We start from the raw sequence: 22,666 nt of genomic DNA, 5'->3' as shown, positions 1-22,666 counted from the left end.
CGGTGTCATTCGGCGGACGCGGCCGCGGCGCGCGCCAGGGCGACGAAGTCGTCGGCCAGGGCGAGCACCGTCTCCTCGTCGAACAGTTCGGTGCGGTAGTCGACGGCGATCCGGTCGTCGGTGACGCTGAAGTGCAGGTCGGGTGCGGGCCCGTCGGCAGTGCCCCCGGTGCCTCGCAGGTCCGCGGTGATGTCGAGAGGGCCCGGCTCCCCGGGCGGCGGGCCGGCCTCGGCCCGCGCCCGCAACCGGCCGATCCTGCGCGTGAGTTCGGGGACGGAGGGCTCGTCGGCCACATCGATCCGCAGGGGCAGCGGCGCCCCGTCGGGCCGGAGGAGACCGAGGACCAGTTCGTCGGACTCGGCGCGCTCGGTGAGCAGGGTGGCGAGTACGGCCAGCAGTCCGGCTTCGTCGAGGGCCGGGGCGAGAGCGCCGGGGAGCGGGACCTCGTGACGGGCCGTCGTACCGTCGCCGCCGCCCTGGGGCCGCGGCCGGTCGGTGGGCAGCTCGAAGGGGCGCAGACCGGCCAGGGCGTCCGCCACGTGACCCGCGGGCCTGCCCGGCAGCGCGGAGAGCGGCACGTCGATGTCCCCGGTCGCCGCCCACAGCAGGGCGACCCAGGAGTCGGTCATCGCCGCGATCGTGCTCCGGTCGAACAGGTGGGTGCTGTACTCCACCACCACGTCCAGGTCGTCGGCGCCGGAGCGCTCCCCGACGACCACCGAGATGTCGAACTTGGACGTCCCCGGCGGAAGACCCGGGAACAGCGGCCCGCCCTCCTCGTCGACGGCCGGTCCGAACAGGCTCTCGCCGAAGACGAAGTGCGGGGGCAGCGTCTGGTGGACGTACATGACGTCGAAGATCGGGTTGCGGGCCGGGCCACGCTCGGGGGCCACTTCGCGCACCACGGCGTCGAAGGGGATCTCCTGGTTCTCCAGGCCGTCGATCACGCCGGTGCGCACCTGACGCAGCAGGGTCCGGAAGCCCGGGTCGCCGGAGAGGTCCGAGCGCAGCGCGATGGTGTTGTTGAAGAAGCCGAGCAGGCCCCAGAGTTCGGGACGGGTACGGCCGATGGTGGGCGTTCCGACGACCACGTCCCGCTGGCCGGACCACCGGGACAGGGTCATCGTGAGCCCGGTGAGGAGCGTCGTGAAGAGCGTGGCCGACTCCTCCACACCGACCTTGCGGAGCCGGTCGACCAGCTCGGGCGGGATCGTCAGGCCGTGGGCCGCGCCCGCGAAGTCCATCCGCGCGGCGCGCGGGCGGTCGGTGGGCAGTTCGAGGACCGGGGGGTCGGCGAGCCGTTCCTTCCAGTACCTCAACTGGCCGTCGAGCAGTCCCTGTTCCATCAGCTCGCGCTGCCAGAGCGCGTAGTCGCGGTACTGCACGGGCAGCGGCTCCGGGCGGTGCTCCCGCCCCTCGCAGCGTGCCTGGTAGAACTCCATCAGCTCGCGCATGAGGATCTGCGGCGCCCACCCGTCGTTCACCGCGTGATGGGTCAGCCAGCAGAAGAGATGGTCGTCGGGAGCGAGGCGGATCAGGGTGACCCGGACCAGCGAGTCCCGTTCCACGTCGAGCGAGCGCTCGGACTCGACCCGGATGATCTCGCGGGCGGTCCGCTCGGCGTCGGGCCTTCCCGTGAGGTCCTCGTAGCGGAAGAAGTCACCGAGTGCGGGCCGGACGGCGAGCCGTGCGCGGCCGTCGACGGAGACGAAGTTGGACAGCAGGACTTCGTGGCGCCCGGCCAGGTCCTCCCAGGCCAGCCGCATGGCCTCCGGGTCGATCGGGCCGCGGTGACGGGACGCGCCGGGGAGGTTGTAGAGGGTGGTGCCCGGATCGAGCTGGTGATGGAACCACATGCGCTCCTGTCCGTAGGACAGCACCAGCGTGTCGGTCCGCCGGATCGGCGGGAGTGCGGTGGTGTCCTCGGCGGGTGCGGAGAGCGCGGGTTCGGGCGACGGGGCCGGTGCGGTGGACGGCGTCAGATCGGCCTGCACGGCGGAGGCCAGATCGGCGACGGCCGGGTGGTCGTAGACGTCGATCATGCGCAGGCTGACGCCGTAGCGCTGCTCGACGCGCTTGAGGAGGAGCAGGGCGATGATGGAGTTGCCGCCGATGGCGAAGTAGTCGTCGTCGGCCGCGACGGTGTCCGCGTAGAGCAGTTCGGCCAGGGTCTCCCGTAGCCAGGGCAGCACCCCGCCCGAGGGGCCCGCGTCGGCGGGCGGCTCGGGTACGGCCGGGGCGGGCAGCTCCGGTACGGCTCCGAGGAGCGGCTCGGGGACGGCCTTCGCGGGCGCCTCGGGTACGACGGGAGCAGCCGGCTCAGGTACGGCCGGGGCGAGCGGCTCGGACGCGGCCGGGGCCCGTACCTCCCCGGCGGGCTCCCGGACCACCGGGGCCCGGGGAGCGGCCTCGGTGTCCGGCGGCGTCGCGGCGGAGGGGGTGAGCGTCTCGGCGCCGCGGCGCGCCCAGCAGGGGACGCCCCGGAACGGCGGGCCCGGCAGCGGTACGCGGCGGGCCGCCGGAGTGAGCGCGGCCCAGTCGATGTCGTGCCCCAGTTCGTAGAACCGGGCCAGCGCGCCGAGCACACCGTCCGTCGCCGGCCCCGTGGTGAGCACATGGGCGTCGGGGCGCCCGGCCAGGTGGTCCGCCAGGATGTCGCTCAGTTCGCCCCGGCTGCCCAGCTCCACGAACACGGCCGGTCCGAGCGCCAGTTGCTCGTCGGCGGCGGCCCGCAGACGTTCCGGGTCCACGGGTGACGCGGTGACATCGCCGTTCGCGAGGTCCTTGATGTCCTCGTCGGTGAGCGTGCCGTTGAGGTGGCGGACCGCGTAACGGGAGACGCCCGAGCTGATCAGCCCGTCCGGTGCGATCCCGGCCCGGACGAAGGCGGAGTGCGCCGCCACCTGCCCGTGTACGGCGTCGGCACGGTCGGCCGGGAACCGCAGGTTCTCGGGAAGAGGAGCGGGCACACCGGGCACGGCGGCCGGCCGTGCGTCACCGGAGAGCAGGAGGACGACGCGGGGCGGGCCGGCCGGTGCGGACGCCGGGGCGAGGCGGCCCCAGGTGACCGCGGCGGCCAGTTCGGTGGCGAGGTGCCGCGTCCGGTCGGCCACCACGCCCACACGGTACGGGTGGTGCTCCCGCCCCGTGTTCAGGGTCCGGGCGATGGACTCGAACGGCAGTGTGCTGGTGCGCAGTTGGATCGAGAGCCGCTCGCACAGCTCGTACAGATCGGCCGCGGTACGCCCCGACACCCCGACCACCCGCGGTGCCCCGTCCGACGGGACGTCCGGGGCGGCGGGCGGTTCCTCCACCACGCAGTGGGCGTTGACACCCCCGAGGCTGAACGAGCTGACGCCGGCCCGCCGGACGCCCTCGGTCCGCCACGGGCGCGGCGACGTCACCACCTCCAGCTCCGCCCCGGCGAGGTCGACCTCCGCCGCGACCTGCCGGAAGTGCAGGGACGGGTACAGCTCTCCGTGCCGCACGCTGAGAATCGCCTTCACCAGTCCGGCGATCCCGGCCGCGTGGTCGAGGTGGCCGAGGTTGGTCTTCAGTGACCCGATCGCGAGGGGCTCGCGCTTTCCCGGCCGGGCGAGTGCCAGCCCCTCCACCTCGACGGCGTCGCCCAGCCGGGTGCCCGAGCCGTGCGCCTCCAGGTATCCGGCCGTACCGATGTCGAGACCGGCGCGGTCCCAGGCCCGGGCGATGACATCGGCCTGTGCGCGGGCGCTGGGCGTGGCGATGGTGGCGGAGTGGCGGCCGTTGTGCGCGGTGGCGGTGCCCCGTATCACCGCGTGGACGAACGCCCCCTCGTCCAGGGCCCGTTCGAGGGTGGTGAGGAGCAGGACCGCGCCGCCCTCCCCCGCGCCGGCGCCGTCGGCGGCCTCGTCGAAGGCCCGGGACCGCGCGGTCGGGGACGCGATGCCGGGGAAGTCGTCGACGGCTGCCGCCGGGGCGATGAAGTGACGCAGGCTCACGCCGCCCACGACGGCGTAGTCCGCCTCGCCGTCCCTGAGTTCGCGACAGCCCTGGTGTACGGCGACGAGCGATCCGTTGCACCCGGTGTCCACGCCGTAGCACGGGCCGGTCAGGGCGAACAGGTGGGAGACGCGGGCCGGCAGGGCGAAGGGGATGTTGCCCATGAGGCTGAGGGTGCCGGGCTCGCCGACGAAGGGCAGGTATCCGTTGCCGGGCGAGCTGAAGACGACCGCGGTCCGGCTGTTCCGCAGTGCGGCGGGGGTGTATCCGGCGTTCTCCAGCGCCTCCTGGGTGAGATGGAGCGCCAGCCGGTGCTGGGGGTCGGTGACCTCGGCCTCGTACCGGGAGAGACCGAAGAGTTCGTGGTCGAAGAGGTCGATCCGGTCCAGGTAGCCCATTTCCGGGTAGTCGAGCGACGCGTCGAGGCCGGTGGCGGCGACGCGTTCGTGGGGGACGGGCCGCACCGAGTCCCGGCCGGCGCGCAGGTTGGCGCGCAGCGTGTCCAGGTCGGCCGCCTCGGGCAGCCGGGTCGCGATGCCGATGACCGCGATGTCGGCCGTGGCGGCACCGGTTGTCCCTACCTTCACGCGGACCACTCCTTCATCACAGCTCGTAGGCGACCGGGACGGAACAGGGGGCGGGCGCCGCCGGGGCTTGTTCTCCGGTGTCGCCCGAGGCGGCCTGGAGGCGCTCCTCGATGGCGCGGGCCTGGGCCGCGATGGTGGTGAGATCGAACAGCTCTCCGGCGCGTACGGTTCCGGGCCACCGCTCGTCGAGCGCGCTGTACAGCTCAAGGATCTTGAGCGAATTGCCGCCGACGCCGAAGAAGTTGTCGTCCGTCCCGGCGTCGGGGTGCCCGAGCACATCGGCCCAGACGGTCCGGAGCGTGCCGTGCAGGTCGGTGCGGTCTTCCTCGTTCTCCGGTCGGGGCGACTGACCCCCGGCGGCGGGCACGAGAGCGGCCAGCCCGGCACGGTCCACCTTGCCGCTGGAGGTGAGCGACATCCGCTCCATCCGCACGAAGCTGGTCGGCAGCGCCTGTTCGACCAGGTGATCGCGGCAGTGGCGGCGAAGTTCGCGGGGGTCCGGAGCCGTACGCCCCGGCGCGGGAGTGAGGAACGCGGTCAGCGTGGGCGCGCCGGTGGTCGCCTCCGTACAGACCACGACGGCCTGGTCGACCGCCGGGTGTGCTTCGATCGCGGCCTCGACGTCGCCGAGTTCGACGCGGGCGCCGCGGATCTTCACCTGCTGGTCCGACCGGCCGTGGTAGTGCAGCGCGCCGTTCCTGTCGCGGCGGGCGAGGTCGCCGGTGCGGTAGAGACGGGATCCCGCCGGGCCGAACGGGGAGGCGACGAAGCGTTCGGCCGTGGCCGCCTGTGCGCCGGCGTAGCCGAGGGCGACGAAGGCGCCGCCGATGTACAGCTCGCCCGTCTCCCCGGTCCCCACGTCGCGCAGTGTCTCGTCGAGTACGTGGGCGGTGGCGCCGGGCCAGGGGTGTCCGATGGGTACGCGTTCCGACGCCGGGTCGGGCCGGTCCTCCACGGTGCAGGAGACGACGGTCTCGGTGGGCCCGTACTCGTTGACCAGCCGGGCGCCGGGCAGTTGGGCGCGGTGGCCCGCCACCAGTTCGGGTGTGCAGACCTCGCCGGCGACGACCACCACCCGGAGCGTGTCCGGAAGGCGGCCGGGGCCGGCCAGCAGCAGCCGGTAGTAGGAGGGGACGACGATGAGGTGGGTGGCCCGGTGCCGGCGGGCCAGCAGGACGAATTCGGGTGCCAGGCGCAGCTCACGGGCGGTGGGCAGCAGGAGGGTGTGGCCGTGGGAGAACGACCAGAACATGCCGGCGAGCATGCCGTCGAAGGAGAGGCGCATCGCCATGAGGAAGACCGAGGTGCCGGTGCCGTAGACGGTGCCGCGCGGGCGGACGGAGTCGGCGAGCTGGCCTCGGCTCACCAGGACGCCCTTGGGCGTGCCGCTGGAGCCCGAGGTGTAGATGAGGTAGGCGGGCGCGGTCTCCGGGACCGGGTGGGCCGGGTCCTCTGCGGCACCGGCTCCGGCCTCGGCCAGGGCGGCGAGGTCGAGGTCCTCGGCGGCCAGAAGAGGCGGTGTGTCCGGCAGAAGGGCCAGGTCCTGGTCGTCCCGGGTGCCGATGACGACCGCGCAGTCGGTGTCCTTCAGGAGGGCGCTCAGCCGGGCCACGGGCAGGTCCGGCTCCAGGGCGGACCAGGCGGCTCCCACCCGTAGGGTCGCGAGAACGGCGACGACGGCGACGGCGCTCTGTTCGAGACGGATGCACACGGTGGTGCCGATACCGGCGCCGGCTGTCCGCAGCAGTTCGGCGAGGCCTGCGGAGGCGTCGGCGAGTTCACGGTAGGAGAGCGAGGTGTCGCCGATGAGGAGCGCGGTGGTGTGGGGGGCCCGGGCGGCCTGGGCGAGGAAGGCGTCGAGCAGCGGCAGGGGCTGCGTGTCCGTCACCGCGGCCTCCTCACGCGTTCCGGACGAGCAGACGGACATGGCCGCCGGGCTCCGGGGTCGGGCGGTCGGCGGGCACTTCGAGGACCACGGGACCCGCGCCGGCCGCGTCCGCGGCGCCCGGGTCCGCGCCGCCGGGTTCCGTACGGGCCGCCTCCGTACCGCCGGGTTCCGCGCCGACCGGCGCGTATCCGGCGAAGCGCAGGGTGACCAGCATGTTGCGGTTCACGGCGGTCGGTACGAAGTGCGTCACCGGGCGGCGGCCCTCGCCACGGGCCTGTTGGATGAGGTGCGCGAGCAGCGCTCCGGTCGCGCCGCGCGAGGCGACCCGGCAGGACATCAGCATGAGCCGCAACACCGACTCCTCCGGGGTGAGTTCGGTGACGGAGAGCCCGACGATGCCGTAGTCGCCGAACCGGTCCCGCAGCCGGGCGAGCCGGATCTGGTGGTCGGGCGAGGAGCTGAGCTTGCGCAGCTCCTCCTCGCTGTAGATCAGCCCGGTGCTGTTGAGCTGGTGGGTGCGCACCGTGAGTTCGCTGGCCCGCGCGAGATCGTCCTCGGAGGCCGGGGAGATCTCCATGACGAGGTCCAGCGAGGCGAGGAACTCCCGCCGGTCGGCCCCCGACTCCTCCTCGGCCTGCCGGCGGCGCCACTCGGTGCGGTAGAGCTCGCGCCGGCCGGCGGCCTCCGCCGTCACGTGCTCGGGGCTGAACTCGGGGCGTGCGGCGAGCTGTTCCGCGAGGTCGGCGGAGTAGCAGCGGACCATGGGCAGTTCGGCGGCGACCTGGGCGCGTTCGGCGGGGTCGTTGTCGATGAAGGCGACGGTGTCCAGGCCGATGTTGAGCGTCTCGGCGATACGGCGCACTTCCGCGGCCTTGTCGCCCCAGCCGATCCGCACCGCGCAGAACCACTCGGCGAGACCGCAGGCGTCGAGATGCGCCGTCGCCACGGCGTGGTCGCCACGGCTGACGGCGGCGTGCAGGATGCCGCGCGCGTCCAGGGTGCCGAGGGCCGCCGGGACGTGCGGGAAGGGCCGCGGATCGTCACCCTCCAGGACGACCCCGTCCCACAGCGTGTCGTCGAGGTCCCAGACCAGGCACTTGACGGTCGGGCCGTCCCCCGGGGCCGTCACGCGACCGCTCCGAACCGGCGCAAGAGGTGTGCGGCTATGTGGGATTCGGCCACTTCCTGGGCTCCTTCGATGATCTCCATGACCTTTGCGTCCCGGTAGTGACGCCCGACGCGGCTGTCCGGCGCGCACCCGGCGGCGCCGAGTATCTGTACGGCGTCCCGTCCGGCCGCGGCGCAGGCGCCGGCCGCCGCGTACTTCGCCACGATCGTTTCGGTGATGCCGCGCCCCGGCCCGCCGGCCCGCGCGCGCCCGGCCTTCGCGGCGAGTTCGCGCGCGCCGGCGGCCCCTACGGCGGTCCTGGCCAGCAGCGCGCCGACGGACTGGTGACGGCCGAGCGGTACGTCGCCCTGGAGTCGGGTCGCGGCGTGCGCGGCGGCGTCGGCGAGACACGCCTCCGCCATACCGACGCAGCCCCAGGCGACCGTGTAGCGGCCGTGGTCGAGCGCAGTCGCCGCGATGTGCGACAGGCCGGCGCCCGGCGGTCCGATCCGGTGGTCCGCGGGCACCCGGACGGCGTCGAACGTGACATGGGCGATCCCGGCCGCGCGCATCCCGAGCTGTCCCTGGACGGGCTCCCGGCTCACCCCCGGACGGTCGGTCTCGACCAGGACGGTGGTGGGTCTGCCGTCGCAGCGGCCGAGCACGAGGAGGACGTCCGCGGACTGCCCGAACGTGATCCACTTCTTGCGGCCCGTCACGGTGAGCGTGCCGCCGTCCCCGGTCTCCTCGATCCGCGTACGGACCTCGCCGAGCGCGCTGCCCGCGCCGTCCTCGGTCGCCGCGAAGCCCGCTGTGAGCGTTCCTTCGGCCAACTGCGGCAGCCAGTAGGCGCGTTGCTCGCGGGTCCCCCAGCGCAGAAGGGCGGCGGCGACCATCGACTGCACGGTGAGCAGTCCGCGCAGGGCGCTGCACACCCCGCCCAGATGGGCGGCGATCTCCCCCAGTTGACCGGGCGTCAGATCGCCGCCGCCGTAGTGGACGGGGAGATCGGCGGCGAGGAGTCCCGTATGCGCGAGTGACCTCAGTACGTCCGGCGGGACCCGCCCGTCGATGTCCCACTGTCCCGCCGGTTCCCGTGCCGTGGCGGCGAGTTCGGCGGCGGCCGTGACGAGGGCCGGTGTCCCGGTCGCCCCGGGCTCAGTGATCGTCTGCATGGATCCGGGCGGGTTCGTCGCCGCCGGTCTTGCCGAGGACGAAGTCGGTGAGGCGGTGCGCGGTGCGGAAGCTGTCGAGGTCGAGATCCTCGACCTCGACGGTCAGGGAGAACCGTTCCTCGACATAGGTGACCAGCTCCAGTGCGAACAGCGAGTCGACCAGCCCGAGTGCGAAGTAGTCGTCGTCGGGACCGATGGGCCGGCGCAGCGCGTCGCTCAGGAAGCGGGTGATCTCCTTGAACGTCTCGTCATGTCCCCGGGTCATGCGACGATCCCCCGTCCGTTCCGCGGACCGATCTCGACGAGCAGGACGCTCCAGGCCGCCACCGGGCTCACGTTGATGAGCACGGCCCGGTCCCCCTCGGCCAACTCCTTGCGTTCCAGGGCGGTGTGGAGGTTCAGGAACGTGTCGTTGGGGCCCTGGTGTCCGAGGGCGCGTAGATTGTCGCGGCAGGACGGCAGCAACGTGATGTCCAGGATCTCCTCGGTGAAGGCCATACCGCCGGCGGAGAGGTTCTGGCTGACGTAACCCGCGATGTCGGCCGGGGTGAGCCCGTTGCGCGCCAGCAGACCGGCCACCAGCTCGACGAGGCGTCGTCTGCTCTCCATGGCCAGCCGGAAGGAGTATCCGGGCAGGTCCGTGCACTCCTCGCGCCACTGGGCGGTGGGCCGGTCGCGGTACTCCAGGCCGAAGAGGTTCCAGTAGCGGCCGTTGGTGTACTGCGCGAGATCGACGATCCGGACCGGCGCGGCGGCGTGGGAACGGCCGACCAGCAGGGCGAGGCCGCTGTCGCCGTTGACGGTCACCGGGTGCCGGTACCGGTGTTCGCCCGCGGGCTTGCTGCCGTGGACGACGAGTACGGGGCCGAGCCCGGGGTCGGCGGCCAGCAGGCCCCGGGCCGCCAGTAACGCGGGGGTGGAGGAGACGCAGCCGAGGCCGCCGACCGAGAAGACGAGCGCGTTCTCGGCGCCCAGCGCGTGCTGGAGTCCGGTGGCCTCCGAGCTGATCAGGGTCTCGGGGGCGCGCGGTTCGACGAGTATCAGCGCGCCGAGGGCGCCGGCCGGCACGTCGGCCTCCGCCAGTGCGGCGGTCGCGGCGCGTTCGGCCAGGTCGGCGGCGGTGAGGTCCTCCGCCACCGCGACGGTGTCGATGCCGAGCCGGAGGCAGGTGAGACGGTCCGCCTCGGTCAGGCCCGCGAGTTCGGGCAGCTCTGCGACGGACCGGGTGCGGTCCGGAAGGTGCCGGCCGACGGCATCGATCGCGACCGTCGACGTGCGCGTACGGAACGTGCCCTCGGCGCTCATGTGCGCTCCCACCGTGTCGAGGCTTCGTCGTCGGAGACAGTAAAACCGGCCTACGCCATTGCGCAAGTACGTAAGAACAGAAGAGAGTTGGGTCCAGATCTGGAATGCTGAGTTCTCACACACCTCCGTCTCGTGAAAGGTGCGATGTTGCAGACTCTCTGGAAGCGTCACGGTCTCGTGGTGGCCGCGGGCGCCGTGTGCATCCTCGTCAACCGGCAGGGCGTCGGGCCGCTGTGGATCACCGGGGCCGCCCTGCTGGTCGTCGGCGTCCTGATGCGCCGGGCCATGACCCTCGGGCAACGGCCGCCCGGCGAGGAGGCCCCGCCGCTGGCCCTCTCCGTCCCGGTGACCGGCCGCTGGATGGCACGCAACGGCCCCGCGACCAAGGTGCCCAGCCACACCCACAACCTGGCCCAGACCTACGCCATCGACCTCGCCCGGCGGCCGGCCCCCGAACCCGTGTGGTTATGGCCGGTGGCCCTGCGCCCGCAGTCCTACCCCTCGTTCGGCGAGCCGGTGTCCGCCCCGGCGGACGCCCGCGTCGTGGCGGTCTCGGACTCGCAGCGGGACCATCTCTCACGGACCTCGCTCTTCGGACTCTTCTACGTACTCGCCGAGACCTTCATCCGCTCACTCGGCGCGCCCCGCCATCTGCTCGGCAACCACATCATTCTCGACCTGGGCGACGGGGCGTACGCGGTCTTCGCGCACCTGCGGCGGCGCTCGTCGAAGGTGGCCGTGGGCGACCGGGTGACGGAGGGTCAGATCCTGGCCGAGTGCGGCAACTCGGGCAACTCGTCCGAACCGCATGTGCACTTCCAGCTCATGGACAGCTCCGACATCACGTCCGCCCGCGGCCTGCGCTTCACCTGGCGGTACCGGGACGACGACGGGAAGGAGCACGAGGGCGCGCCCGCCGACAACACCAACTTCACTCCGGCCGTGTCGGTACCACCGGACGAGCACGCGACGCCGTAACCCGATTCACCGGGTCGAACCGGCACCGGCCGCGGCGGCCACCCGGGCGTTGTGGGCCCGGAGGGCGAGGGCCGCGGCCCGGAGTCGGGGCACGCCGAGGTCAGAGGCGTGGGCGCGGTCGATCAGGTCTCCGAGGACGTTCTCCACCTCGGTCGGCCGACCCGCGAGGAGTTCCCGCGACAGTGACGAGGTGGTCGGAGCGCCGGCGGTGGTGACCATGGTCCGGACGGCCGTGTGATCGTTCTCGCCCAGGGGGTGTCCGGCCGCGGCGGCGACCGACGCCGCTTCGTCCAGGGTCCGCGACGCGAAGTCCGCGCCCTCGTCCGTGGCGACCGCGTCGCCGACGGTGCCCCGGGCCAGTGACGTGACGGCGCCGACCGTCGCGATCATCACCCACTTCGACCACATCGCGTCCAGGATGTTCTCCGTGCCCGTCACGGCGAAGTCCGGGGCGGACAGGGTCGACACGACCTCACTCACCCGCGAGGAGTCGGTGCCGTCGAGCTCCCCGACCTGGATCTGGGCGCCGGGCGCGAACTGGCGGATGTCGCCGTTCGGATCGAGTTGGGTGACGACCTTCAGTACGCCTCCGAGGACTCCGGCGCCGAACCGCTCGGTGAGCAGATCCACATGCCTCATCCCGTTGAGGAACGGCACCAGCACCGTTTCCCCACCCACCACGGGAGCGATGTCGTCGGCGACCGCCGGCAGTGCGTCAGGCTTCACACAGAAGAGGACGAGGCCGTACGGCCCGGTCAGAGCTCCGGCCTCGACACAGCTGACCGCGATCTCCTCGACCCGCGCACCGTCGGTGATGCGCAGCCCCCGCTCACGCAACTCGGCGGCACGCCCGGCCCTGACGAGGAAGTCGACCTCGCGTCCGGCCTGCACCAGCCGGCCGCCCACGTAACCGCCGACGGCACCCGCGCCAACCACCAAGGTCTTCACGGCATTTCCTCCCTCGGGAAGTCGCGGCCTGTCAGGAGGCGTAGCGGGTCGCGGGCCGGGCGCGGGAGAAGTGGGGGCCGGCGGTCCGCAGGGTCTCCTCCAGAGCCGCCCATTCGTCGTCCGGCAGAGAAGGAATGGTGATGCTCTCACCGGCGTCGAGTCCGGCGAAGGCGGCGTTCACGGCGTCGTCCACCGACATGATCGCCTCACTGGGGAAGTCGGTGAGCTCGACGCCCGAGCCGTCCCAGAAGGACGTGTGTGTCGCACCGGGCAAGAAGGTCTGTACACGGACTCCGGTGCCCGCCAGTTCCTCCTGGAGGGCCTGGGTGAAACTCAGCACGTATCCCTTGGTCCCGCTGTAGACGGCGCTGACGGGCAGGACACCCACGGCCAGGGCCGACGAGACGTTGAGCATGATGCCCTTGTCGCGGGCGCTGAACGCGGCGGTCGCGGCGACCGCGAGCCGGGTGAAGGCCGTCACGTTGAGTCTGATCAATTCCTCGGCGGCGGCGAGGTCGGTCTCGGCGAGCGGCCCGAACATACCGCCGCCGGCGTTGTTCACCAGCACCTCGATACCGGCGTCGGTACGCAGCCGCTCCTCGACACGGGCGAGATCCGCGTCCTTGGTCAGATCGCCTGCGAGGACTTCGGCATGCCGGGAGGTCCGCCCGGCGATGTCGGCGGCCAGGGAATCCAGCCGAGCCCTGTTCCGGGCCACCAGGACCAGGTCGTATCCCCGGTCGGCCAGGTGATGGGCGAAGGCGGAGCCCATACCGCCGGACGCACCGGTGACGAGGGCGATCTTGGAGTCGGGGCTCATCGCGGATCTCCGTTCCTCGGGGTGACGTGGAAGGAAGGTGGTGCGGATCGTTCCCGGAGGATCGATATCACCAGCAATGATCCGGAATATTCGCACATACGGCCACTTCTGCCCGTGGAGCCCGGCCCCTGGTGCGGATCGGGTGCCGTCACGCGAGGCGGCGCACCCGACCCTGCCGTAACCCGTCACCGCCAGTGACTTTGGGTGACAGTCCCAGAAGGGGGCTGTCACAGACCCGGCGACTACTCCCACTGATAGGGCAGGTACTTCCCGTCGAGGGTGATGACGACCCGGTCGCCCGCGGGATCGGGGACACGCCGGACGTCGAGGCGGAAATTGATGGCGCTCATGATGCCGTCGCCGCACTGCTCGTGGATCAGTTCCTTGATGGTGGGCCCGTAGACCTGGATGACCTCGTAGAGCCGGTAGATCGTCGGATCGACGGGAACGGCCGCGTCCAGGGCGCCGCGGGTCGGCTGGAGCTGAAAGGCGAGGGCGGCGTCCTCGCCGAGTTCGAGCAGGGCGGCGGCGGTGGCCGCCTCGTCCCTGCCGAGGGGGTGCTGGCCGAGCAGCGCCGCCGTCGTCCAGGCCAGAGGCCTGCCGAGCGCCTCGGCCAGCTGCGCCCAGGTGATCCCGGTCGTCACCTTCGCCCGGCGTACGGCTTCGGCGGCCTGTTGCTTGCTGAGCATGTGCGTCTCCTTAGAAGGGGGCTCTCACCTGTCTGCCCGCTTCCGGCGCGCATGCCGATCGAACTCATCGTGTCAGGCACAGACACCGGCTCCGGACGCGGACGTCGCGTCCCACGGTCGGTCCTGACATCGGCCCTGGTCAAAGCGGCTGTTTCTATCCCTGGATAGACCCCGCCTATCGCAGGCCCGTACCCGGCGCAGCGGGTCGGGAAGCCGCTCGCGGCGTCGGGTACGGGCAGTGGCGCCTAGGGCTTGATCGCCAGGCCGGTCCACAGGCTGACTTCGGCGTCCGTTGCCGTGGTCGTGGTGTCGGCGCCGCCGTCCGCCGCGTCGGAGCGCCAGCGGTGGCCGACGGTGATACCGGGGTCGAGCAGTTCGAGACCGTCGAAGAAGCGGGCGACGTCCTTCCGCGAGCGGAACTGCACGGGCGTCCCGGCGTTGGTGTAGATGTCGGTGACCTTCTGCCAGGTGGGCGGGTCGAAGTCGGGCGTGCAGTGGCTGAGGGCCAGGGCGCTGCCCGAGGGGAAGACGTCCAGCAGCCGGCCGACGATTCCGTACGGGTCCTGCTCGTCGGTGACGAAGTGCATGAGGGCGTTCAGCGACAGCGCCACCGGCTTGCTCAGATCCAGCACTTCGGTGAGTTCGGGGGCGTCGAGCAGCGACTGCGGGTCGTTGACGTCCGCCTCGATGTACGTGGTGCGGCCCTGGCTCGTGCTCCGCATCAGGCGCTCGGCGTACTTGAGGACGAGCGGGTCGTTGTCGGCGTAGACGACCCTGGCGTCGGGGACGACGGTCTGCGCCACCTGGTGCAGGTTCGGCTCGGTGGGGATGCCTGTGCCTATGTCGAGCCACTGCCGGATGCCGTGCTCACGGGCGAGGACACGGGTGGCCCGGTGCATGAAGGCACGATTCTCCCGCGCGCAGACGAAGATGCCGGGATAGGCGCCGGCCACCATCTCCGCGGCCTGCTTGTCGACGTCGAAGTGGTCCTTGCCGCCCAGGTAGTAGTCGTACATGCGGGCGGAGTGCGGCCTGCTGGTGTCGATGTCCCGCGCGGCATGCGAGTTGCTCATTCTGTCCCCTCATTTATGGCGTGGTGTTCCGGGCAGGCCGCGGCCGGGGCCGATGCGGATCCTTCCCGCCGTGCTGTGTCAGCCGACCGACAGATGGTCGGCGAGACCCTTCTTGACTCCCGCGACGAACGCGGCGATCTCCTGCGGCGTGTAGATCAGCGCGGGGCCGGCCGGATCCGTCGACTGCCGTAGTGCCACCCGGCCGTCGGAGAGTCTCTTGGTCTCGACGCACTGGCCTCCGTTGGGTCCACTCCAGGGGCATTCCCAGCCCTGCTCCCCCAGGTCCAGCGCCGGCATCCCGTTGTAGACACTTCTCTTCTTGACGGTCATGAGTACTCCTTGCGCATGCGGTTGAGGAGCGCCCTGCTGGTCGCGGAGGACGTCAGCAAGGACATCCGGTTGTGCGCCTCCAGGTGAGCCGCGACGTCGGAGCGCTGATCCAGATACATGGAGCCGGAGAGAATCTCGCTGTAGACGATGTCGGGCAGTTCCGGCTCCTCGAACCGGAAGTAGGTGAAAGGAGCGCACGCCCCCACATGGGCACCCGCGGTGAAGGGCACGACGTCGACGCTGACGTGCTCCAGCTCCGAGACCTCCAGGAGGTGCTCGATCTGGCCGCGCATGACCTCGGCGTCGGCCACCACCCGGTGCAGCACGGCCTCTTCCATGACCACCCACAGCGTGGGGGCGTCGTCCTTCTCCAGGAGCCCCTGCCGGCGCGTCCTCAGATCGACGCGCCGTTCGAGGTCCTCCTCGCTCTCGTTCGGGAAGCCCCCGCGGAGCACACCGCGGGCGTACGGATAGGTCTGGAGCAGTCCGGTGACGTAGTGGGGCTCGTAGGTGCGCAGCATCTGGGCACCGGTCTCCAGACTCACGTACGCGGTGAACCAGTTGGGCAGCACGTCGCGGTACGCGTGCCACCAGCCGGGCTCGTTGGCCTGCTCGGCGAGGGTGATGAACTCGTCGATCTCCTGCTGGTGGGCCCCGTAGGTCTGGAGCAGCTTCTCCACGTAGAGAGGCTTGAGGGGGACCTCCGCCTTCTCCAGACGGCGGATGCTCAACGGCGTCATGCGCAGGGTCTTGGCGGCGTCGCCCAGTGACACGCCCGCGCCGAGCCGCCTGTCCTGCAGCCGTCGGCCGAGGATCATGCGCAGAACCGTGGGTGCGCCGGTACTCGTAGCCGGACGAGCTTCGCTCAACGCCCTACCTCCTGAGGGTCCGTCATTCGTAGGAGTCTGACAGTGAGTTGGGGGTGCGGCCAGAAGGACTTACCCTCCTGAAATTATCAGGGAGCCGGTTGCAGCGTGAAGGCGTCTGCGAGCATAGTTATCAGCGTGAGCGATCCCGCCGAACGTAAGGGCGTCCGTCGTCAACGCCCCTTGCCCCCTGTGGAGTTGGCGCTCTCCGGCGCGTTCGGCACCCGGAGTCTGTCCCGGAACACCTCTGTCCGGCGGGCCTGTTGCTCATCCCCTGCGTCTCATGACTGCGCCCGCCCCGACGGAAGGCGACAAACGTGTCCCCCCGCACGACTCGCTCCCCCCAGCTCCTGGATGCCGCAAGCCCGGGCCGATCCCACTGGCTCGAACTTCCGGCACGTCGTTCCAGCATCCGAGTGGCACGGCACTCGATGAACGTGAAGCTGACCGCGTGGAGACTTCCCGACGGGGTGTGCGCGGACGCGATCCTCCTCCTGTCCGAGCTGGCCACCAATGCCGTACGCCATACGCCGAGCACCCGCATCCTGTGCGGCATCGGCCTGGTGAGCGACCGCCGCCTCCGCCTGGAGGTGCACGACCACGACTACGGCGACGCCAAGCTCCGCCCCCGGGGCCCGGGACCCGACGACGAGTCAGGCCGCGGGCTGTTCCTGGTGGAGGAACTGGCCGAGGCCTGGGGTACGGACCACTCGACACTCACCGGCGGAAAGGCGGTGTGGGCGACGCTGGCGACTTCCCACTGAACACGCCGCCGGGCCCGGCGGCACGAAGGCCCCGGGCCGGCGTTGCCCGCCCCGACGGATTGCGTTCGGGGTCCTGTGGGTCTGCCCCTTCCGCTCTCCCGACACCACGACACGATCCGTGGAGCACCTCTGGGCGAAGTGGTGCCCTGCTGACCACGCTCACGCGGACGACGACCTCTGAACGAAAACCGGCTTCCCCGCCGTCCAAGAAGGTACGCGCGGGCTCCGCCCTAGAATGAGCTGGAATTGGACGGTCCTCCGGTTCTCAGGGACGATAAGCGGAGTCAAATCCGATGGTAAGGAGGGGCGATGTCTCGCTCGTTGCGCGCCGACGCGCAGGCGAACCATGAACGGATTCTCCAGGCGGCCGCGCGTACGTTCGCCGAGGAGGGGGCCGACGCGTCGTTGAAGGCGATCGCGGCGGAGGCCGGGGTCGGCATCGCCACCCTGTACCGGCGCTTCCCGACCCGCGAGGACCTCGTCGAGGCGACCTATCGCAGGGAGACGGACCGCCTGGGCGAGTCGGCGGACCGGCTCCTCGCCATCCGTACCCCGGTGAGCGCCCTGCGGGAGTGGATGGAGTCGTTCGTCGACTACATGCAGACCAAGCGGGGCATGTCGGATGCCCTGCCGGCCATTCTCGCCGCTCACGAGGGGCTGCGCCTCCACAGCAGGGAGTCCCTGGGCCGGGCGGTTTCGACGCTTGTCGAGGCCGGGGTCGCCGCGAAGCAGCTGCGGGGCGACGTGGACCCGGGCGACGTGCTGATGGCCCTGGGCGGGATCACGCTGATCAGCGGGCACGAGCATCAGCGGGTCCTGGCCTCGCGTCTGATCTCGCTGCTCCTCGACGGCCTCGGTGCCGGGCGGGATGCCGCCGGGAATTCCGACTGACCCCATGCCGCGGTGCCGCGTCCGGCACCGACCGACCGGACAGGCTACGCCATAAGTGGAGCAGGCTACGCTTATGCGTTACCGTAGAGGAGTCGCATCCGTTTTGGATCGGGCGGGCCTGGACAGCTCGGGCAGGCCTGGACAGTACGAGCAGATGGAGAACGGGCATGAGTAACGCGCTCGACGGCACGGTCGTTCTGGTCACCGGCGCCAGCAGCGGCATCGGAGAGGCCACGGCCCGGCAGCTGGCCCGGCAAGGCGCCTCGGTGGCGCTGGTCGCCCGCAGGAAAGCGCGCCTGGAGGATCTCGCACGCACCATCGAGTCCGAGGGCGGCACCGCTCTGGTCGTGGTCTCCGACATCACCACACGCGCCGCCGCCGACGACGCGGTGCACCGTACGGTCGCCGCCTTCGGCCGCCTGGACACCGTCGTCAACAGCGCGGGGGCGATGCTGGTCGGCCCGTTCGCCGACGCACCTGACGGCGAGTGGGAGCGCATGGTCGACATCAACCTGATGGGGGTCCTCTACCTCACGAAGGCCGCCCTTCCCCATCTGGTGCGGGCGGCGGAGGAGGGGCCCCGGCGCATCGCCGACCTGGTGAACATCAGCTCCTCGGGCGGCAGGGTCGCCCGCGCCGGCAACGCCGTCTACAACCTCACGAAATTCGGCATCAACGGCTTCAGCGAAGCGCTCCGCCAGGAACTACAGCCGAAAGGCGTCCGCGTCAGTGTGGTCGAGCCGGGAACGGTGAGAACCGAACTCGCCTCCCACACCCGGGAAGAGCTCCGTGCCGGCGTCGAGGCCCAGATCGGCGCGATCGAGGTCCTCCGGCCGGAAGACATCGCCGACGCCATCTCCTATGTCGTCGCCAGCGACCGCCGTGTCGCCGTCAACGAGGTCTTCGTCCGCGCCTCCGCCCAGACCTGGTGAGGGCCCAGCACCGCGGAGCCCCTCGGGGACACGGCCGCCGAGGCGAGGAGTCGCGCGGCTCGCCCGCCCTCGGCCGTTGGTCGAATCGAGTGTGTTTGAAGGCAACGGCAGCACGCCGACGGATCGTGGGCCGAATGGATCGCATTCTGTCCCCATGACAGAAAATCATTCTCGTCGGGGTTTCCCTGTCCGCGGTGCCACGGTCCTGGTCACCGGCGCGAACCGTGGTGTGGGGCGCGCGCTGTCCAGGGAGTGCCTCACTCGCGGCGCGGCGAAGGTGTACGGCGGCGCCCGCCGGCCGGAGGAGGGCGGCGATCCCGACATCGAATACCTGGAGCTCGACATCACCGACCCGCGGCAGGTGGCCGATGCCGCGGCACGATGCGGTGACGCGACCCTGCTGGTCAACAGTGCGGGGATCTTCCGCGCGGCTCCCCTGCTCGGTGCGCGGAGCACCGCGGACGCGCGAGAGGAGATGGAGACGAACTACTTCGGCACGTTGTCCATGATCCGGGCTTTCGCGCCGGTCCTCGCGGCGAACGGCGGCGGAGCGATCGTGAACGTCCTCTCCGTGCTGTCCTTCATCAACTTCGCCCCCTGGGGCTCGTACAGCGCGGCCAAATCCGCTGCCTGGTCCATGACCAACTCGGTGAGGGACGAACTGGCGCCCCAGGGAACACGCGTCGTAGGGGTCCACGCGGGCCTCGTGGACTCCGACATGACCCGGGGGATGGAATACCCGAAGATCTCGCTGGATGTCTTCGTCGCGGCCCTCATGGACGGTCTTGAGAATGGAGACATCGAAGTGCTCGTCGACCGGCACACGCGCGCCTTCAAAGCACTGCTCGTCGGCCATCCCAACAACCAGTCGGAACAGCCTTCGCCCGAATCGGTCGCTCAATAACGCTGCTGTCGCCGGTTCGGCCAAGCCGCACGCAGCCCTCGCGGCGCACTGCCACCCCGCGACTGCCGCCACCACGCCCTCAAGGGTTCGAGCGGTCCATGACCAGCGAGCCGGGCTCCGACACGTAACGTAAGCAGACAGTGACCACCGCGCCCCCGCCCCTACTACTTCGCCGGATAGATGTCCCCGGCCGCCATCATGCTCTCCTGCTCGCTGTCGGACTCCAGCTGCCGCGCCTTGCGCTCCAGGCGGCCGCGCTCCTCGAGATCGCTGGTCCGCTCAGCCTCCGCCTGCGCCGCGCTGGCCGCTTCGCGCATCTGCCCGACGTGCTGCCACGCCTCGCCTCTCTCGTTCATGATCGAACCTCGCCTCATCACCGAGAACCGTCCTCCTTCCAGCGAAACAGCCCCAACGCCCGAACGCCACCCGCCAGTGTCCGTGCCGGGTGCATGTCGTCGCGACATTCACCCGGCACGGACCAGCCGTCGAACTACGACGCCCCGCAGCCGGGGCCCTGTCGGAGTCAGGGAGTGACAGGGATGTTCGTCAGCCCGCTCCTCGCTCCGGTCACGGTGTTCGTGGAATGGACGACGTTCGGCCTCTCCCGGCACTTCGAGGTGGACGTGATCCTGATGGCGTACTCGCCCACGCCGCCGAGGTCGGACCTGTTGCCGCGCCAGACCGTTCCGCAGCCGTTCGGGAACGAGGGCGAGGTACCCGGGTTGTGTGTCTCATAGCCGTTGGCGAAGGTTCCGGGCCGTGAGAACGTTCCGGTGTTGTTCTCGATCAGGTAGTCGACACCCTTGGCGTCGACCCACGAGTCGGCGGAGTTCTGTCCGCTGATCCCGCGCCCGTCGAAGGTGTTGCCCCGGATGACGCCCTTGGAGGTGCCCTCCTTGATATCGATCGACTCGGCGGTGACGTACGGGCCGATGCGGTTGTTCTCGACCAGGACGCGGTCCGAGCGGTCCACTCCCCCGGAGTTGCCGTGGCAGTCCCAGTTGGAGTTCGCCGACCCGAGATAGACGCCTTCGCCGTACTGCGGCTTGACGAGACCCGTGTACTCGACGACGGAGTCGCGGATCTCACCGTCGGCCGAGGAACGGCGGAAGTGCACCCCTTCCTCCTCCACGTGATGGACGTGCAGTCCGCTGATCTTCACGTGGTGCGAGTCGTCCAGCACCACGCCCTTCTTGGAATCCTTGACGGTGAACCCGTTCAGGTTCCAGTGCGGTGCTCCGTGGAGCCACAGTCCGTAGCCGGAGTCCCATCCGGCTGTCGGCGATGGGCAGGAGGGCGCTTCGCCCGACGGGCCGTCGTTGACAAGCACGGCACTCCTCGGTCCTGTGAGGGTGATGGGCTTGCCCGCAGTACCGGCACGCTGCGTGACGAAGGACCCCCGGTACTCGCCGGAAGCCAGCTCGATGGTCTGCCCCGGCTCCGCGCCGTCCAGCGCGTCGGCGAGTTCGGCGGAGGTGGACACCTCAACCACATTCGCCGCCAGCGGATCGGTCGACGCGCCGGCGCCCACGGACTTGAGGAAAAGGGAGGGCGCGTTGTCCGTACGGGTGGCGTCCACGCCGTGCCCGCCCGTGTAGTTGAGCTGTTCCCGGTGCGCCCAGTCGGGGATCGGCGTGCCGCCCGCGTCCAGGTGCTGCCAGTCGTTGCCGTCCCAGCCGAACTGGTAGACGCGCTTACGGTCCGCGTAGTACGGCGTGAACGCGCCGCCCGCGGTGACCTGCTTGGTCATGGTGTTGTTGAAGAAGACGTTGCGCGGACCGGACGCCCCGGACCACTTCACCGCCTTCTGGCCCGCACCCCACCAGATCGGGAACCAGGTCGAGTCGTCCGTTCCGCCCCCGCCCTCCTCACCGCAGTTGGCGGTGCAACTGCCCGAACGGTGCTGGTACGGCACGGCCACGGTGTTGCCCTCGAAGAGGTTGTTCCGCTCCCATCCACCGTGCAGGTTGAGGTCAGAGTCGAAGTCGTTGCCGATGACGACGTTGCCGGAGGCCGACCACTGGAAGGTGAAGTGCCGCAGGAGCCGGGAGGTGTTACCGGCGTACAGCGAGTCCCAGACGCGCGAGCCGCGGAAGTAGCCGTTGCCGCCCTTGCCCTTGTTCCAGGAGCCGTTGAGCTCGTTGTCCACGATCTGGAGGCGGTACGCCTCCTCGGTGACGATCGGGTGGGAGCCCGTCATCTCCGTCCTGATGCCCCGTACCCAGGAGTTGGCCGCCCATTTGAAGACGATGCCGTGCATCTCCTCGGCCGGTCTCATGTTGCCGTAGTTGTACGCGGCGCCGGCCGGGTCGAGGCCCGGTATGTCATGGGTGAGCGTGAAGCCCTCGAATCCGACGCCGAGTACGGGGTCCACCAGGGGCGCGGCCTTGGAGGCGTAGACCGCTCCGTCGATCTCCTCCGATCCGTCGGAGGTGGAGTCGACGGGCACGTCGTACTCCAGCGGTTTGTCGAGCGTCAGCGTGCGGTTCGACGAGTTGACCGCGGTGATCGTGAAGATCTGCTGTCGCATGTGCATGTTGAGCAGCGGCCAGGGTCCGTCGGGGTCGGCGGTCTGCCTCTCGTAGAACTTCACCGAGTTCGCCGCCCGGATGTTGACCAGCCCGCCCACGGCGAAGTTGCTCAGCGAACCGCTCGCCAGATGAACGACTCTGTCGCCCTTCCGTGCCGCGAACGCGGTGTCACCGGACTTGCCCCGCAGTTTGAGCCCCGACTTCCAGTGCACGTTGACCGTTCCCTCGAACAGGTCCTTGCGGTTGGCCGGTGCGGAGGCGTAGTCGGAGGCGTAACTCGAGTGCACGCCGCGCGACTCCACGCGGAACACCCCGCGTCCGGGCCAGATCCAGCCGCCCTTGCCTTCGCCGTGCGTCATCCCGTCCTCGTCCCAGTCGGAACCGTCGGGAGTCAGGGCGTCGTAGCGGGTGTTCTGGTCGGGACGGAACACGATCCGGGTGCCGTTCGTGCCGCTGCCCGCACCGCGGAAGGTGAGGTAGTCGGCGTCCGCCCGGATCTGGCGTGACAGATTGATCGTGCCCGCAGGCATCGTGATCAGTGAGAGCTTCGTGTAACCGGCGCCGGGAGAGCACGCGGTGCGGATGTGGTTGATCGCCGACTGGAGTCCGGCGGAGTCGTCGCCGCCGTCTCCCGCTCTCACTCCGTAGTCGGCGGACAGTTCGGCCGCGGTGATCTGACAGTTGGCGTCAGGGTTGGTCTGGGAGGGGCCCGGCAGGTTCTCACCGCCCCGGTAGCCGGCCTTGGACCAGTCGTACAGGCCGCTGACCGGGGCGCGGCGGTTGGTCTTGGACAGGTCCAGGTCGGGCACGGCACTGCTCCCCGCCGATGCCGACGCCTGAGCCTGCGTCTGCGTCTGCGCTTGCTTCTGTGCCTTGGGTCCGGAGCCTGCGACATC

Annotated in this window: 19 protein-coding genes; 5 read left to right on the top strand and 14 right to left on the bottom strand. The window is 70.6% G+C overall.

Annotated elements, in window-relative coordinates:
• Window positions 1–5 precede the first annotated feature (5 nt).
• The 6 genes from ACFWU9_RS01555 to ACFWU9_RS01530 are packed head-to-tail and all read right to left on the bottom strand — an operon-like array spanning window position 6 to window position 10,044.
• Window positions 6–4,568 carry a condensation domain-containing protein gene (locus ACFWU9_RS01555; RefSeq protein ID WP_384313746.1) on the bottom strand — a complete coding sequence of 1,521 codons (4,563 nt, stop codon included), beginning with the start codon at window positions 4,566–4,568 and terminating at the stop codon, window positions 6–8.
• 16 nt (window positions 4,569–4,584) lie between these two features.
• Window positions 4,585–6,456, bottom strand: coding sequence for an amino acid adenylation domain-containing protein (locus tag ACFWU9_RS01550; protein WP_384313744.1), 1,872 nt, complete (start codon window positions 6,454–6,456; stop codon window positions 4,585–4,587).
• 10 nt (window positions 6,457–6,466) lie between these two features.
• Window positions 6,467–7,585, bottom strand: a complete 1,119-nt coding sequence (locus ACFWU9_RS01545; RefSeq protein ID WP_384313742.1) for an HAD-IIIC family phosphatase — start codon at window positions 7,583–7,585, stop codon at window positions 6,467–6,469.
• Complete coding sequence (locus ACFWU9_RS01540; RefSeq protein ID WP_384313740.1) at window positions 7,582–8,739, bottom strand: acyl-CoA dehydrogenase family protein; 1,158 nt, start codon at window positions 8,737–8,739, stop codon at window positions 7,582–7,584. Before ACFWU9_RS01540 ends, ACFWU9_RS01545 begins: the two co-directional genes overlap by 4 nt.
• Window positions 8,723–9,004: an acyl carrier protein gene (locus ACFWU9_RS01535; protein ID WP_384313738.1), complete on the bottom strand. Its 282-nt coding sequence runs from the start codon at window positions 9,002–9,004 to the stop codon at window positions 8,723–8,725. Before ACFWU9_RS01535 ends, ACFWU9_RS01540 begins: the two co-directional genes overlap by 17 nt.
• Window positions 9,001–10,044 carry a 3-oxoacyl-ACP synthase gene (locus tag ACFWU9_RS01530; RefSeq protein ID WP_384313736.1) on the bottom strand — a complete coding sequence of 348 codons (1,044 nt, stop codon included), beginning with the start codon at window positions 10,042–10,044 and terminating at the stop codon, window positions 9,001–9,003. Before ACFWU9_RS01530 ends, ACFWU9_RS01535 begins: the two co-directional genes overlap by 4 nt.
• Window positions 10,045–10,188: 144 nt before the next feature.
• Between ACFWU9_RS01530 and ACFWU9_RS01525 the strand changes: the two genes are divergently transcribed.
• Window positions 10,189–11,022, top strand: coding sequence for a M23 family metallopeptidase (locus ACFWU9_RS01525; RefSeq protein WP_384313734.1), 834 nt, complete (start codon window positions 10,189–10,191; stop codon window positions 11,020–11,022).
• A gap of 6 nt (window positions 11,023–11,028) precedes the next feature.
• On the opposite strand, the gene ACFWU9_RS01520 is transcribed toward ACFWU9_RS01525, so the two are convergent.
• The 6 genes from ACFWU9_RS01520 to ACFWU9_RS01495 form a co-directional block, all read right to left on the bottom strand.
• Window positions 11,029–11,970 (bottom strand): ketopantoate reductase family protein, encoded by a 942-nt coding sequence (locus ACFWU9_RS01520; protein WP_384313732.1) that lies wholly within the window; start codon window positions 11,968–11,970, stop codon window positions 11,029–11,031.
• Between the two features lie 31 nt (window positions 11,971–12,001).
• Window positions 12,002–12,790, bottom strand: a complete 789-nt coding sequence (locus ACFWU9_RS01515) for an SDR family NAD(P)-dependent oxidoreductase (protein ID WP_384313729.1) — start codon at window positions 12,788–12,790, stop codon at window positions 12,002–12,004.
• Window positions 12,791–13,032: 242 nt separating this feature from the next.
• Window positions 13,033–13,479, bottom strand: a complete 447-nt coding sequence (gene cynS / locus ACFWU9_RS01510) for a cyanase (protein ID WP_384313727.1) — start codon at window positions 13,477–13,479, stop codon at window positions 13,033–13,035.
• Window positions 13,480–13,724: 245 nt separating this feature from the next.
• Window positions 13,725–14,552, bottom strand: coding sequence for an SAM-dependent methyltransferase (locus ACFWU9_RS01505; RefSeq protein ID WP_384313726.1), 828 nt, complete (start codon window positions 14,550–14,552; stop codon window positions 13,725–13,727).
• Window positions 14,553–14,630: 78 nt separating this feature from the next.
• Window positions 14,631–14,882, bottom strand: coding sequence for a DUF397 domain-containing protein (locus ACFWU9_RS01500; protein ID WP_384313725.1), 252 nt, complete (start codon window positions 14,880–14,882; stop codon window positions 14,631–14,633).
• The gene (locus ACFWU9_RS01495; protein ID WP_384313723.1) at window positions 14,879–15,700 is read right to left on the bottom strand and encodes a helix-turn-helix domain-containing protein; all 822 of its coding nucleotides are present in this window, start codon (window positions 15,698–15,700) and stop codon (window positions 14,879–14,881) included. The genes ACFWU9_RS01500 and ACFWU9_RS01495 overlap by 4 nt, the downstream gene beginning before the upstream one ends.
• Before the next feature lie 365 nt (window positions 15,701–16,065).
• On the opposite strand from ACFWU9_RS01495, the gene ACFWU9_RS01490 reads away from it, so the two are divergent.
• The 4 genes from ACFWU9_RS01490 (at window position 16,066) to ACFWU9_RS01475 (ending at window position 19,239) form a co-directional block, all read left to right on the top strand.
• The gene (locus ACFWU9_RS01490) at window positions 16,066–16,512 is read left to right on the top strand and encodes an ATP-binding protein (protein ID WP_384313721.1); all 447 of its coding nucleotides are present in this window, start codon (window positions 16,066–16,068) and stop codon (window positions 16,510–16,512) included.
• Window positions 16,513–16,821: 309 nt separating this feature from the next.
• Window positions 16,822–17,403: a TetR/AcrR family transcriptional regulator gene (locus ACFWU9_RS01485; protein ID WP_384313720.1), complete on the top strand. Its 582-nt coding sequence runs from the start codon at window positions 16,822–16,824 to the stop codon at window positions 17,401–17,403.
• A gap of 167 nt (window positions 17,404–17,570) precedes the next feature.
• Window positions 17,571–18,335, top strand: a complete 765-nt coding sequence (locus ACFWU9_RS01480) for an SDR family NAD(P)-dependent oxidoreductase (RefSeq protein WP_384313718.1) — start codon at window positions 17,571–17,573, stop codon at window positions 18,333–18,335.
• 154 nt (window positions 18,336–18,489) lie between these two features.
• Window positions 18,490–19,239, top strand: coding sequence for an SDR family oxidoreductase (locus tag ACFWU9_RS01475; RefSeq protein WP_384313717.1), 750 nt, complete (start codon window positions 18,490–18,492; stop codon window positions 19,237–19,239).
• 164 nt (window positions 19,240–19,403) lie between these two features.
• Here ACFWU9_RS01475 and ACFWU9_RS01470 read toward each other — a convergent pair whose 3' ends face one another.
• The gene (locus tag ACFWU9_RS01470; protein ID WP_384313715.1) at window positions 19,404–19,595 is read right to left on the bottom strand and encodes a DUF6381 family protein; all 192 of its coding nucleotides are present in this window, start codon (window positions 19,593–19,595) and stop codon (window positions 19,404–19,406) included.
• 167 nt (window positions 19,596–19,762) lie between these two features.
• On the bottom strand, window positions 19,763–22,579 hold the full coding sequence (locus ACFWU9_RS01465) for a right-handed parallel beta-helix repeat-containing protein (protein ID WP_384313713.1): 2,817 nt from the start codon (window positions 22,577–22,579) through the stop codon (window positions 19,763–19,765).
• Window positions 22,580–22,666 lie beyond the last annotated feature (87 nt).

Origin of the sequence: Streptomyces sp. NPDC058653 (genome assembly GCF_042716895.1) — a bacterium.
In the GTDB taxonomy this organism is placed as follows: Bacteria; Actinomycetota; Actinomycetes; order Streptomycetales; family Streptomycetaceae; genus Streptomyces.
This window is presented reverse-complemented; position numbering and strand designations above follow the sequence as displayed.

What these genes read in the sequence shown, in the direction of transcription:
- ACFWU9_RS01540 (WP_384313740.1), bottom strand. Translation starts at nt 8,739, where the DNA reads ATGCAGACGATCACTGAGCCCGGGGCGACCGGGACACCGGCCCTCGTC.
- ACFWU9_RS01535 (WP_384313738.1), bottom strand. Translation starts at nt 9,004, where the DNA reads ATGACCCGGGGACATGACGAGACGTTCAAGGAGATCACCCGCTTCCTG.
- cynS (WP_384313727.1), bottom strand. Translation starts at nt 13,479, where the DNA reads ATGCTCAGCAAGCAACAGGCCGCCGAAGCCGTACGCCGGGCGAAGGTG.
- ACFWU9_RS01525 (WP_384313734.1), top strand. Translation starts at nt 10,189, where the DNA reads ATGTTGCAGACTCTCTGGAAGCGTCACGGTCTCGTGGTGGCCGCGGGC.
- ACFWU9_RS01470 (WP_384313715.1), bottom strand. Translation starts at nt 19,595, where the DNA reads ATGAACGAGAGAGGCGAGGCGTGGCAGCACGTCGGGCAGATGCGCGAA.
- ACFWU9_RS01495 (WP_384313723.1), bottom strand. Translation starts at nt 15,700, where the DNA reads ATGATCCTCGGCCGACGGCTGCAGGACAGGCGGCTCGGCGCGGGCGTG.
- ACFWU9_RS01485 (WP_384313720.1), top strand. Translation starts at nt 16,822, where the DNA reads ATGTCTCGCTCGTTGCGCGCCGACGCGCAGGCGAACCATGAACGGATT.
- ACFWU9_RS01475 (WP_384313717.1), top strand. Translation starts at nt 18,490, where the DNA reads ATGACAGAAAATCATTCTCGTCGGGGTTTCCCTGTCCGCGGTGCCACG.
- ACFWU9_RS01505 (WP_384313726.1), bottom strand. Translation starts at nt 14,552, where the DNA reads ATGAGCAACTCGCATGCCGCGCGGGACATCGACACCAGCAGGCCGCAC.
- ACFWU9_RS01530 (WP_384313736.1), bottom strand. Translation starts at nt 10,044, where the DNA reads ATGAGCGCCGAGGGCACGTTCCGTACGCGCACGTCGACGGTCGCGATC.
- ACFWU9_RS01500 (WP_384313725.1), bottom strand. Translation starts at nt 14,882, where the DNA reads ATGACCGTCAAGAAGAGAAGTGTCTACAACGGGATGCCGGCGCTGGAC.
- ACFWU9_RS01480 (WP_384313718.1), top strand. Translation starts at nt 17,571, where the DNA reads ATGAGTAACGCGCTCGACGGCACGGTCGTTCTGGTCACCGGCGCCAGC.
- ACFWU9_RS01515 (WP_384313729.1), bottom strand. Translation starts at nt 12,790, where the DNA reads ATGAGCCCCGACTCCAAGATCGCCCTCGTCACCGGTGCGTCCGGCGGT.